General features: G+C 63.6%; 15 protein-coding genes. 3 read left to right on the top strand and 12 right to left on the bottom strand.

Annotated elements, in window-relative coordinates:
- Window positions 1-3: 3 nt before the first annotated feature.
- The 12 genes from EY713_RS12375 to EY713_RS12320 form a co-directional block, all read right to left on the bottom strand.
- Window positions 4-663, bottom strand: a complete 660-nt coding sequence (locus EY713_RS12375) for a tetratricopeptide repeat protein (protein WP_165491116.1) — start codon at window positions 661-663, stop codon at window positions 4-6.
- Window positions 664-764: 101 nt separating this feature from the next.
- Window positions 765-1805, bottom strand: coding sequence for an EscU/YscU/HrcU family type III secretion system export apparatus switch protein (locus tag EY713_RS12370; protein WP_131115268.1), 1041 nt, complete (start codon window positions 1803-1805; stop codon window positions 765-767).
- Window positions 1802-2617 (bottom strand): type III secretion system export apparatus subunit SctT, encoded by an 816-nt coding sequence (gene sctT / locus EY713_RS12365; RefSeq protein WP_131115267.1) that lies wholly within the window; start codon window positions 2615-2617, stop codon window positions 1802-1804. The genes EY713_RS12370 and sctT overlap by 4 nt, the downstream gene beginning before the upstream one ends.
- Window positions 2614-2883 (bottom strand): EscS/YscS/HrcS family type III secretion system export apparatus protein, encoded by a 270-nt coding sequence (locus tag EY713_RS12360; RefSeq protein WP_131115265.1) that lies wholly within the window; start codon window positions 2881-2883, stop codon window positions 2614-2616. The genes sctT and EY713_RS12360 overlap by 4 nt, the downstream gene beginning before the upstream one ends.
- 7 nt (window positions 2884-2890) lie before the next feature.
- Window positions 2891-3547, bottom strand: coding sequence for a type III secretion system export apparatus subunit SctR (gene sctR, locus EY713_RS12355; protein ID WP_131115263.1), 657 nt, complete (start codon window positions 3545-3547; stop codon window positions 2891-2893).
- Window positions 3540-4559 (bottom strand): type III secretion system cytoplasmic ring protein SctQ, encoded by a 1020-nt coding sequence (gene sctQ / locus EY713_RS12350; protein ID WP_131115261.1) that lies wholly within the window; start codon window positions 4557-4559, stop codon window positions 3540-3542. Before sctQ ends, sctR begins: the two co-directional genes overlap by 8 nt.
- Window positions 4556-5059 (bottom strand): hypothetical protein, encoded by a 504-nt coding sequence (locus tag EY713_RS12345; RefSeq protein WP_131115259.1) that lies wholly within the window; start codon window positions 5057-5059, stop codon window positions 4556-4558. The genes sctQ and EY713_RS12345 overlap by 4 nt, the downstream gene beginning before the upstream one ends.
- Entirely contained in the window at window positions 5035-6366 is a 1332-nt protein-coding gene (locus EY713_RS12340) for a FliI/YscN family ATPase (protein WP_131115257.1), read from the bottom strand. Before EY713_RS12340 ends, EY713_RS12345 begins: the two co-directional genes overlap by 25 nt.
- Window positions 6363-7034, bottom strand: coding sequence for a FliH/SctL family protein (locus tag EY713_RS12335; RefSeq protein ID WP_131115255.1), 672 nt, complete (start codon window positions 7032-7034; stop codon window positions 6363-6365). Before EY713_RS12335 ends, EY713_RS12340 begins: the two co-directional genes overlap by 4 nt.
- Window positions 7016-7570: a hypothetical protein gene (locus tag EY713_RS12330; protein ID WP_131115253.1), complete on the bottom strand. Its 555-nt coding sequence runs from the start codon at window positions 7568-7570 to the stop codon at window positions 7016-7018. The genes EY713_RS12335 and EY713_RS12330 overlap by 19 nt, the downstream gene beginning before the upstream one ends.
- Window positions 7567-8319 (bottom strand): type III secretion system inner membrane ring lipoprotein SctJ, encoded by a 753-nt coding sequence (sctJ, locus tag EY713_RS12325; protein ID WP_131115251.1) that lies wholly within the window; start codon window positions 8317-8319, stop codon window positions 7567-7569. The genes EY713_RS12330 and sctJ overlap by 4 nt, the downstream gene beginning before the upstream one ends.
- Entirely contained in the window at window positions 8319-8780 is a 462-nt protein-coding gene (locus EY713_RS12320) for a hypothetical protein (RefSeq protein ID WP_131115249.1), read from the bottom strand. Before EY713_RS12320 ends, sctJ begins: the two co-directional genes overlap by 1 nt.
- 368 nt (window positions 8781-9148) lie before the next feature.
- Between EY713_RS12320 and EY713_RS12315 the strand changes: the two genes are divergently transcribed.
- From EY713_RS12315 to EY713_RS12305, 3 genes are all read left to right on the top strand, one after another.
- Entirely contained in the window at window positions 9149-9712 is a 564-nt protein-coding gene (locus tag EY713_RS12315; protein ID WP_131115247.1) for a nodulation protein NolW, read from the top strand.
- A 487-nt stretch (window positions 9713-10199) separates the two neighbouring features.
- The gene (locus EY713_RS12310) at window positions 10200-10397 is read left to right on the top strand and encodes a hypothetical protein (RefSeq protein WP_131115245.1); all 198 of its coding nucleotides are present in this window, start codon (window positions 10200-10202) and stop codon (window positions 10395-10397) included.
- Window positions 10398-10644: 247 nt separating this feature from the next.
- Window positions 10645-12087 (top strand): hypothetical protein, encoded by a 1443-nt coding sequence (locus EY713_RS12305; RefSeq protein ID WP_131115243.1) that lies wholly within the window; start codon window positions 10645-10647, stop codon window positions 12085-12087.
- The last annotated feature ends 131 nt before the right edge of the window (window positions 12088-12218 follow it).

Genomic DNA, 12218 nt, shown 5'->3' with positions numbered 1-12218 from the left:
GTCTCAATCGACGGCGGTGGCGCCTGAGGCCCGAGAGACGCGGGATTTCACGGTCGGCGCCGTACGGCCGGCCGCAAGAGTTTCGGACAGCGCCAGATCCGTCTGAGCCGCAGCATTACCGGGCTCCACCTGAAGGGCGAGCCGGTAGGACTGTTGCGCCTCGGCGTGCTGACCCGCCTTGTCGAGCGTAACGCCCTGCCCGATTAGCAGCGGCACCGCATGCGGATCCTGCTGCAAGCCATCACGGAAAACCGCAAGCGCGTCCGCAGGTCGATGGGCCGCCACCAGGAGCTTGCCCAGCGTGGCCGTGACGTGAGCATCGGCTGGCATGCGCTTATGCGCGGCGTCGAGAGTCGCAAGCGCCTGCTCGACGTCGCCCTGGTCGACCTGCGCGCGCGCCAGCCCGATCTGGGCCGTCCCCGAGCCGGGCTGAAGGTCCGCCGCACGGCGATAGAACGCGACGGCGCCATCGACCTCACCGGCTTTCTGCGCCGCATCGGCGATTCTCAACATCGCGGCGGGATCGTTGGCGACGGTCTCCTGTCGCGACACCTCGGGGTCCTGCAGCGCGGCGCAGCCGGCGAGACAAAGCCCCATCGACAGAAGCGCCGACAGAAGAGAGGTCGCTCGCGCCAAGCGGGTCGGGGTGATGCAACGAGGCAAGCGGGTCCATTCTGTTCTGTGTCGCGTCATGACCGAAGCCGCAGCGAAGCGACCGTCTCGCATAGAGGCGACAAGCTTTTGTGACAAAGCATTGACGAGCATCAAATCAGCCCGGCGGCGCGCATACAGCCGATCACCGGCTGAAACATTTCCTGCGTGATCATCCGGCCGACCTGCAGCCGGGACGCGACCGCGACGGCGACAGGATCGAACACCACAGGAAGGTCGAACGTCTTAGCCTCTTCGAGCAACGCCAAGGCGCCCTCCTGCGTGCCACGCGCGACCAGCACCGGCACCATGGCGTCCGGCGCGGCGAACCGCATGGCCAGACACATATCGGCCGATCGGATAATGAAAGTGGCGTTCCGCAATCCGGTTTTCAGCGCCATGCTGCTGCGGCGATCCTCCCGGATCTTGCGCTGGATCAGGGGGTCGCCGTCGCTTTCCTTGCGCTCCCGCTTCTGCTCGGAGGTCGTCATTCGCATGTCGCGCTGGAACAGCCAGCGCTGCAGGCCGATATCGAACAGCCCCACCAAGAGAAAGAAAGCCGCGGTGACCACCAGCAGCGGTTGCAAGAGACCCAGCATGGTCGGGCCGACGCAGCGCAAGCCGCAGGTTGGGAGTTCGACCAGAGCCTGCAAGGCGCCCGCAATGATATAAAGCGACACGCCGCCGAGCGCCGCAAGCTTGACGATGGACTTCAAGACCTCGACGAGGTTCTTCATCCCGAACATGCGTTTGAAGCCGGCGATCGGATCGAGATGCTCCATCTTGGGCAGAATCGGATCGAAAGCCGCCAGAGCACCGCCATTGACGATGACGTTGGTCAGAACGGCCGCCATGACGATCAAGCCGATAAAAGGCGCGATGGCCCACAGGACGTTTCCGGCGAGCCTATCGGACAGCGCTGCCACGGCTTCGTCGAAAGGCCGGTCGAGAAGCGCCGGGAGAACGCGAAGTCCATCGAGCAATTGGCCGAAAAGAAGAACGCAGCGCACCCCGAGATAGAAGAACGCCGTGATCGTGACGGCGGCCGTCACCAACTCCTTGCTGCGGGCGATCTGCCCCTTCTTGCGCGCGTCGCGAAGCTTCTTGGCCGACGGCGGGAGGGTTTTTTCCTCGCTGCTGTCCTGCCCGCTCATGGCGTGGGCGCGCCGAGCGGCGTGGTGGCGTCCCGCATCAGATCGAGAAGAGCCGGCAAGGTCGCAAAATCCTGCCGCATGTAAGTCATAAGGAACATGACGTAGAGCGGCATGACGATGAAAAAGACGATGTTGCGGACCGACAGCGCAAGATCGTCGATTCGCAGCTGCGGTGCCATGCGGGCGACCAGCAGCAGTGCCGCATCGGCCAGCAACATGGCGAGCACGACCGGGACCGCGACCAGCAAGCCTTGACGGGTTATGCGGTCCAGCAACCCGAGCAGCAACACGGGCGTACGATCGTCGACATGCGGGAAAGCGCCGAGCGGACGCCAGATCGCCCAACTGCCGTAGAGAAGATCGGCTAACGACTCGAGACCGCCGGTCATGACGAATAACGCGATACCGGTGATGATCAGCATCGTCCCGGCGATCGACACGTCCTCGAAGCCAGCCGGATCGTTCAGCCGGCCCTGCGTTGCACCGCGCTGGGCATCGAGAATATCGCCCGCGACGTCGAGCGCCCAGAATGGTGCCCCGAGCAGCAGGCCGAGCGCCGCCCCGATGATGGCCTCTTTGGCGGCGAGCAGCATCAACCCGATCGGATTGGCGGGCTCGGACTGCATCGCCATGACCAAGACCGGCACCATCGGAAGCGCCAGCGCGGAGGCGACGGCGCCGCGAAGGAGGCCGGTGATCTGGGCGCGGGTGAAGACGGGGTTGAGGGCCAGCATGGCCATGGGGCGCGCCAGAGCGATGCCATAGGCCAGCAGCCAATGCCAGACGACCTCGAAGCCGGAGGCGGTGCTCACCGCGTCATCGCCGGAAAGCTGTCGAACAACTGGCCCGACAGGCGGACAAGCGGCTGCACCAGCATGGGTCCGGCCAGGGCCAGGATCACGATCACGACCAGCAGCTTGAATGCGACCGGAAGCGATTGGTCCTGGATCTGCGTCACGGCTTGCAGAATGCCGACGATCAGCCCCACCGCCATCGCGGCCAATAAGGGCGGCAGCGACATGATGAGGACAATGCCGAGCATCGCCTGCAGCTGAACGATGAGGTCGTTATGGCCCATGCGGCGGCTAGGTCGCGTAGCCGAGCACGAGCCCGTGCATCAGCCGCGTCCATCCCTCGATCGCGACGAAGAGAAACAGTTTGAACGGCACCGAGATCGTGGTGGGCGAGACGGCCGACATGCCCATCGCCATCAGGACCGCCGTGGTGACGAGATCGACGGCGATGAACGGCAGGTAGATCAGAAAGCCGGCCTCGAAGGCACGACGCAATTCGGACAGCACGAAGGCCGGCACGACGATGATCAGGTCGTCCGGCTGGGCCGTCAGTCCTGAGTCGGGTCCCCAAACCCGCACCGCCGCGGCTGTGAAGAATTCACGCTCGCCAGGGCTGACGAAGCGCAGCATGAAATCCTTGGCCGGCACTTCGGCACGGCTTGCGATCGCGCCGAAATCGCTAAAGCTCTCGTAATGCTGCCCCGGCGCCGCGATCTCGGCATAGACCTTGGCGCCGACCGGAGCCATCACATAGCCGGTCAGCAGCAGGGCGATGCCATAGAGGACGAGATTGGGCGGCGTCTGCTGCACACCCAGGGCGTTGCGGAGAATGAACAGGATCACCGAGATCTTGATGAAGCTCGTCATCGTAACGGCCACGAACGTGAGCGTCCCGAGCGCCGTGATGGCGATCAGAATACCGAGGAGATTGGGTTGAGCTTCACCCATGATCGAACAGGCGAACGATCCGCACCGCGACGGCCCCCTCGACATCGACGAGTTCGCCCTGCCCGATCGGCCGCCCATGGGCGCTGATGCGGACGAGTTCGACCGCATCACGCGCGATATCGAGCACCATGCCGGGGCCGAGACGACGCAGTTCGCCGAGCGTGATGTCGAGCCGCCCGACCTCGAACGAGAGTTGCACCTGAATATCGTCCGGCTCCACGACAGGCGTCGTCTCCGTGCCATTCGGGTCGGTTTTGAGTTCCTGCATCGTCCCCTCCTGTCCGGCGGCGGCGTCGAGCACCGACCGCATAGCCTCGACCACCCGCCAACGGCCATCCTGAGCCGTGACATCCGCCGCAAAAGCATCGGCAATCACCAATGTCACGCCCGTCGCGGGCTTCCGCTCGAGGATCACGGCATCGCCCGGCCGCAAGGATGCCAGCACCGCAACGGGCAGCCGCGTCGTGCCGACCCGCAGCACTGCCGGCACCGCGAAAGTGGCCATGGGGCGCGGTTCGATCGGCCAAGCCTCGAGCACGGCATCGACGATGTCTTCGCGCTCCGACCCGACATGCAGCCGCCAGGAGGCGGTATCGTCCTCGAGTTTCAGCCTCAAACCGCCAGGTGGCGGGGCCGAGCCCTCCCGCTCCGCGCCGAGGATTGCGACGTCGCGACCGGCCGCTCGCTCCCACACCGACATGGTCGGCAACAGGGCCGCCTCGAGCAGAAGACCCGCGAGATCGGACGGCAAAGCATCGCTTTCGATCGCGGGATCCAGCGCCCGAAGGATCTGCTGCGGTAAAGCCGACGGGCAGCGAACCTCCAGACGATCGGTCCCCCACGAAACGCCGACGCGCATCTGGTCCGGACCGCAATCGCCGGTCGGCGCGCGATCGATCGACAATTTGAGCAAGCCAGCGAGCGTGACCGCCGAGCGCGGTGCGAATCGCTTGCGGGAGGCGAGCGCCTCCGCTCGGCTGATCGTCGGAAGGACGAGCGGGCGGGCCGTCAAGTCGATGCACGCCAGAGGTCGGCTGCCTGATCGCTGCGATCCATCTCGTCGGCGATGTCGGCGGCGCGACGCCACGCCTTGGCCATGGTATCGGCAAGCCGTTCCCGCTTCTGGGTGATCCGGGCTTCCATCTGCAAGGCCAACCGCGCCTGGTTCAGCCCCGCCTCGGCCTCGCTTAACGCCGCACTGGCGGCGAGGCGCTGGGCCGCGAGATCGGCCGACCGCGCCAACGAGGCTGCCTCGCCGGCCTGGATGCTGGTTAGGGCTCGCAGATCGATGATTTGGCCGGCCAATCGATCATGCTGCTGACCGATCTCACGCGACCGCACGTCCTCGTGCGCCATGAGATCCTGGTGCGTCTGCCGGAGCCTGGATGCTGCATCGTGGCGCAGTCCCTCCGCATGGGCGACCTCGCGGCGGCGGCGATCGTCTCGAATGTGCTGACATCGCAGCAGCAAAGCGGCGCGACGCGCCTTCAACTCGTCAGCCGTGACAGCCAAGCCTGGGTCTCCTCCCACGAGGATTGATCCGTCGATCCTTGGCGTAGAAACTCTCGAACGGCCTCGATCCCGGCTAGCGCCGCATCGTTGCGCGGGTCGGAGCCGATCTTAAATTCGCCGACCTGAACCAAGAATTCGATGTCGTTGTAGCGTTGCAGCACATCGCGGATGGCAGCGGCCCGTTTGCGATGATCAGCCGAGATGACCGCATCCATGACGCGGCTGCGGCTCGTGAGAACGTCGATGGCCGGATAATGACCAGATGCCGCGAGGCTGGGCGACAGGATGATATGTCCATCGAGAATCGCTCGGGTTTCCTCGGCGACCGGATCGCCGGCGCCGTCGCCTTCGACCAGCACCGTATAGAGGGCCGTGATGGAGCCGGTGGCGGCCGGCCCGGCACGCTCCATCAACCGTGGCAATTCGGCCATGACGGACGGCGGGAAGCCGCGTCTGGTGGGGGGTTCGCCAGCCGCGAGGCCGATCTCGCGCAAGGCACGGGCGAAGCGCGTCACGCTGTCCATCACCAGCAGCACACGCCGCCCCCGATCGCGAAATTCTTCCGCGATCGTGGTTGCGGTGTAGCTCGCTTTCAGGCGTTCCACGGCCGGCCGGTCTGAGGTGGCGACCACCAGAACCGCCCGGGCCCGGGTCTCCGGGTCGAGCTGCCGCTCGATAAAATCGCGAACCTCGCGGCCGCGCTCACCAATCAGCGCCACGACCACGACATCAACGGCGGCCCCGCGCACCAGCGAGGCGAGAAGCGTCGATTTACCGCCGCCCGGCTCGCCATAGATGCCGAGCCTCTGTCCTTCGGCGCAGGTCAACAGCGCATCGATGGCACGCACGCCGAGCGGCAGGACGGTCTCGACGAGCCGGCGCTCCAGCGCCGGAGGCGGCGCGGCTTGCACCGGCCGACTTGGACCCGGAGCGAGAGGCCCCCTGGCCGCGACGTCCAGCGGACGGCCAAGGCCATCGACGACGCGGCCCAGCACGGCATCGCCGACCGGCACCCGCAGCACATCGCCGGTCCGCTCGACCTCTGCGCCGGATGCGAGGCCGAGCATATCGCCAATGGGCGCGAGGATCGCTTCGTCACCATCGAGGCCGACCACCTCGGCCATCAGGGGTTCGGGGCGGCCTCGATCGTGCACTCGGCACAATTCGCCAAGGCGCGCTTCGGGCAGAACGGCACGCAAGACCGTGCCGACCGCCCGCACGATGCGGCCCCGCTCCGGACGCGCTTGAAGCTCCCGCACCTGCACGCCAAGGCGATCCAGCCCATCGGCCAACCTCCCCACGCTCATGTTTCGATGCCCGCGTCGATCTCGGGTCTCACTGAACCGACGTCTCGATCGGCCGAGAGGTGATCCCGATCGGGCGATCGTCCGTCCTGATGGGTTGAGAGCCCATCCAGCATCGATCGAAATTGTGCCAGCAGGCCGATCTCGCTCCGACCGCGCGGATGCACCAAAGTGCACTCGCCCGGCTTCGCGGTCACATCGGCCAACACGACGATGCGGTTGCCATGATCCTGCAAGGCGGCCCGTAGCGCGGTGGCCTCCTCCGGCGCTGTGCGAAAGGTGATTCGCACGTCCCGCCCATAGTCGTCGATCGCCTCGCCAGCGAGGCGCGCGAGGATTTCCGGCTCCGGCAAGCTGGAGAGAATGCGATGCGCGACCGCGAGCGCCACCTCGTGCATCTGCGCTCGTTGCTCGCGCCAGAATGTGTCGATCGCGATCGCGGCTTGGCTGGCCAATAGGGCCGCATCGGCGAGCCCCTGCCGCAAACCCTCTCGGCGAGCCGCCTCGATCGCCTCCCGCCGCTCGGTTTCGACAGAGCCGCGAAGACGGGCGGCGGCCGCCTCAGCTTCGGCCAGGATCGTTTTCGCATCGCCATGCGCGCGCATGACATCGCCTCGGATGACGAAACGCGACGCCGGTAGTTCCTCGGCGATCACGCTTGCACCAGCCACGCAACGATGCTCGGACCCCGCTCCCGGTGTAAAGCCTCAACCAGCACAGTCGCGCGCAACAGCCCCACCCGCAGTGCGACGCCTGGCGGCTGCGCCAAACGCCAAGCTTCGAGGCAAGCGGCGCCATCCGTCGCAACCGCAACATCGAGAGCCTCGGGACCCTGAAGGTCGCCCGGAAGCTCCGGCGACAGCGCAATCCCGCGAAGCGCCTGACCGTAGAGACTGGTGCCAAGTGTCGCGACGAGCGCCCGTCGATCCGACGCATCGATCGCGCGCGCAATGGCACGGCCATGCCAGATGGCGCCCGCGCGCCGCGCGAGCGTCGAAAGGCCAACTTCCGACAGATCGAGAATGGCGGCTTGAACAGGCGTCATCGAGCCGACCAGCCCCAGCCTGGCGCTGACGACCTCCGCGAGGCGAGCGCGAAGGCGCGTCGAACGGAGCAGTCTTGTCACCAGATTGGACGATGCGCCATGGCCGATGAGTGCGGCAATGCGATCGGGAGAGGCGGCCTGCAGCAAGGCGATCTCGCTCATTCGGCCGGGTCCGGCAGCGGCGGCTTGGTGGTGGCGAGCAACGCGAGAAGGCGGCGGCGGAAGAGCAGAAGAGACGCAACCAGAACGGCGACCACACTACCGCCGATCAGCGCCGGCCCTTGCCAATCGGGCGTCGGGGTCGCCAATCGCACCGGCAGATCGACGTGCGGAACAGGCACGAGCACGACCGAGACCTTGTCGTAGTTGAGCCCCTGCACGCTATTGGCCACCAGCATCTTGATCTGCGACACGAGGCTCGCGACGCGGCTTGCTTCATCGTAGCGGATGAAAACCGACGCAGAGGATGGCGTGGGCTCTCGCTTCAGCAAATCATTGTCTGGCAGCACCACCTGAACCCGTGCGGTCAACACTCCATCGATCTGCGAAACCGTGCGGGATAATTCCTGGCCCAGAGCCCAGATGAAACGCGCCTGCTCCTGCACCGGGGACGCGATCAATCCGCTGGGCTGGAACACATCGTTGATGGTGCTGAACTTCGCGCGGGGGTAGCCGCCGGTATGCAGCATATCGACCGCCGCAGCGAACTGGGTCTGCTCGACCATCAGCGTGTCCGACCCATCTTTCGCCTGCACTTTCGAGGCACTCACGCCGCCTCGCAGCAGCAACGCCAACATCTCGTTCGCCTCCTGCTCGGGGACGGCGGTGTAAAGCTCCGTCTGGCAGGCGGAGAGAAGCAGCATGAGAACCAGGGCCGCGCCGCCTTTCGCGGTCGCCCGCGCGCAGATCATCACTGCCCCTTGAGAAGCGTATTGAAGATCTTGGTCGATTCGGTCGAGCCGCGGCTCGCCATGGTGGTCTCGATCGCGAACATGTAGGCGCGCTCCATCTGTGAGACGGCCGCGGTCATGTTCTCTTTGTCGAAGCCGGGCGTATGCATGCTGTCGTTCGCTGCGACAGGAGCTTCAGGCTGCGTGGTTTTAGCGGCCTGACCAAACCCTTCCGGAATCTTCAGGCGGCTCGCCATGGCATCGGCCTGATGTGCAAGGCGGGTTGCGAGACTGTCGGTCGAGGATGGCGCTGCAGCCGGGACCTCGTGCGCCGTTCGACCAGCCGCCTCGGCAAAGTCTGCAGCCTCGGTTGCATTGGGCCGCTGCACCGCCTGGGACGAAACATCGACGCTTTGCACACCCGCAGGAACGGGGTCTTTGGCGGCCGCAAGCTGCTGCACCGCGGCGATAGCCTCAATCATGATGGTGCTCCGCTTGGTCGGAAAGCTCGCGTGACGGCCGCCGGCCCTCGCTGCGGCCCGCCGTTCACGCGTTGAATGCGAGTGACCGTGAGCATACCTATCGTGCAGACGCTCAGACGGCAAGTGAGTTGGCTCAAATCCAATAGCAAAGGCGACATCTTGTATCATCGATCTTCTTACAAATGCGTTTTTATCACTTTTATGACATCGAAGTGACTATCATTTTCATCAGAGATCGAGCGCATCTCGACTCATCATCGTTTTAGACTTGATCGCATTGGAGATATGTGGTCGAACGTTAACTGTTCGTAACCCTGGAGCATCGAATCGTGCGGCGAGCGGTGACGATCGGTCTCGCGATATCTGGCATGATCACCTCATTCGTCGTGGCGATGTCCGATACACTTTTGGCGGCAGAACCTGCTTGGCCGCCTGCGGCCTATAATTACGTGGTAGTGGATCAGGATCTCAGAACAGTTCTCGAGCAATTTGGTACCAATACCGGTCTTCGGGTGGTGCTGTCGGCTGCGGTTCAGGGGCGGGTGCATGGGCGGATGCCCAGCCTCCCGCCGCGAGAGTTTCTCAATCGTCTAACCCAGGAATTTGGTCTCGATTGGTATTACGATGGCGCAGTCATCTCGATCAGCGCAGCGTCTGAAGCCCAGACTCAATTGCTCACAGTCGAGGGAGCCGGTTACAAGAAGCTCTATTCTGCGCTTTCGGGAGCAGGACTTCTCGATCTGCGCTACGGGCTTCGACCGGGGCCCGGGACCAACATCGTGGTGGTATCAGGACCTCCCCGATATCTTGCAATGGTTCAACAGGCTGCGACAGCGGTTGCGGCCGATAAAGAGCCAAAACACAGCCCTGCTTCGAGCGACACGCTCGTGGTCTTTCGCGGAACATCGACCAGTCGCGTCCAGTTCCCCTAGCGCGACGCAGGTGGTGATCGTCAGGACAAAGAACTTCGTCGATCTGTCACAAGCTTTACGCTTCGTTGTCATAAGTATATCACAAATAATCGGGCAAAACAAATTCGCCCTGAATTTTTTGGTGATGTTAATTGACTAGCGATTTGTAAATTTGTATCACTTTATGCGGCGACTAACTTACGGCTTAGTTGTTTTTTTTGAATTTGTTCAACCTTATGCGGGAACAAATATTAAAAAAAAACATTGTGTGAGCGCGCGGTCACCTCGCTGCGCATCAGACTTACGATCGAAAAGCGGCGGCGCCGCTTCGTTTCTGCGCATCCCACTCGCCGAATTAAGTCGGCGCTGAGGAACTGACGAGTTGTTGCATGTCTGGTCACACTGCAGGTCGCTGAGCTTCAAAGCTTTGTCGGCAGCGTCGTCGCATGAGCTGGCGTCAACCATACCTGTGTCGGGCTCTTAAACCCGCACCACAAGGGAGTTTTACATGACGGGCGTTACCCCAGTCGGACAATCGACGAGCGCGGCGGCAACGGATCCGGGCAGCGATCAAGCAACGGCGGATATGCAACAAGCATTCGCCGAAGGCGTCGTGAAATTCATGGGCACTGTCCTACAGAGTACGCAGGCGGACATTACCGAAGCCATCAATGATAATACGAGCAATCCCGACGCACCGGGCTAGACCATTGCACCGAACACGCTCTGCTTGCTTGGATTGCAACCGCAGTCATCGATCGAAGATTGCGTCGCGACGACGCGTCCAAGGCAGAACGATGGCCTCGCCGCTTAAAGCCGAGCCGGTTTGTTGAAGCCGACCGACCCATGTTTCCGCGCCAGATTGCCGGCGTGATCGACCTTTTCGACGTCTCTGGAGAACCAAGATGGCAAATACTGTGGGATCGACTTTGCCTGGCGGAGGTAATTCTTCCATGCCGGGAGCCGACACGACATCGCATGCCGCAGATTTCAATGTCGCGGCCTCGGCCGGACTGCAGGTCCATGGCAACGAAATCGATACCGGTCGCTACATCATCACTGGGTCGACCAGCTACAGAAGCCCCACGAGCGGCGGCAATGCCAATGACGGCATGGTCAAGATCTTCGACACAACCAACAACAGTTTCGTCGAAGTCTATGGCGACCCCCACATCTATACGAGCGCCGGGGATCGAGCCAACTTCCAGCATGATGGCCTGACCATCAAGCTATCCGACGGCACCGAGGTCCAGTTTAAGCAAACGGCCGAAGTCAACGGCGTGTCCTACATCGATCAGGTCGCGGTCACCAAGGACAACCAAACCGTCATTCAATCCGGCTTTCACGACGGCAGCGCGAGCGTGAAAACCGGTTCCGTGCAACAGGGCGGTCCGAGTTCCGCACAGGGTTTCAACGACGTCAGCGATACGGTGCTGCACGTCGGCAATGCCGGAAGCCTCGACACGTTAGTCAATGCGATGGGGTCGCAGCTCAACAGCAAGACCTACGAGAATTCCGTCGACGGCATGGGCGGCGGTTATGCAGAATTCGGCTCAAATGCCGGCACGAAGGCAATCGATCAATACAGCAAAGCGATGGCCGATAATGCAGGCACCGGCAACGGCCCGCAGGCAGCCGAGGAGCCGAAGGGCGCCACTTCGACGATCCCATCGGTGAAGGAGGCGACAACGGCGGCCGACGCCGGTCCCGCAAGTGCCGGCGGCACCGATCTCGCGTCGCTAATCAAGCAGCTCATTTCGTTGCTTCAGCAGCAACTGCCGACCTCGACCTCCGCTACTGGAGAGGCCAAGCCGACGACCGACGCCGCGGCGTCCCCAGTCACGACGACGCCGGTTGGCGGCCAGAACGATCTCACGTCGCTGATCCAGCAACTCATCTCCCTGCTCGATAAATCGTCGGGCGGCACAACGGCGGCGTCCAGCGCCGATGAAGCCGGATTGATCAAGCAATTGATCACGCTGCTTCAGCAAACGCCCGCCGCATCTGGCGCCGGCTCGACCGGCGCGCCGGCCGACGAAGCGTCGCTGATCAAGCAGTTGATCACCCTGCTGCAGCCGCAAGGCGCTGGTGTTGGTGGTGAGACGCAATATGCGGTCACCCCAAAGACCAATCCGGGCGAGGGCATTAGCCAGACCGAGGTCGACCAGATGCTGGCCGTCTCGAACGGCACCGGCCCCGAAGTGCGGTTGACGGGCGGCGCAGGCGCCGACCAAGCGGTGCCGACCTCCTATAACCCGGCCATGGGCATCTCGGGCGCGCAGATCAACGCGATGCTGGCGCATGCCAACGGCCAAGGCCCAGAGGTGAATTTCGCGGATTACGACCAGGCTGCCGCGACTTACTCGAAGAGCCAGACCGACCAGAACCAAGCGTAAGCCGCTCGGACACCGCAAGGGTTCTGCAAGCTTCAGCACGGGGACCGGCGACGCGAGCTCCGCATCGCCCGACCCCAGTGCTCCACGAATACTCCCGCGGTGGGCCCAAACCCAACGGTTCCCGCCGCCGG

Origin of the sequence: Lichenihabitans psoromatis (genome assembly GCF_004323635.1) — a bacterium.
In the GTDB taxonomy this organism is placed as follows: Bacteria; Pseudomonadota; Alphaproteobacteria; order Rhizobiales; family Beijerinckiaceae; genus Lichenihabitans; species Lichenihabitans psoromatis.
The sequence above is the reverse complement of the archived record's forward strand: the minus strand, read 5'-3'. Positions and strand labels throughout refer to the sequence as shown.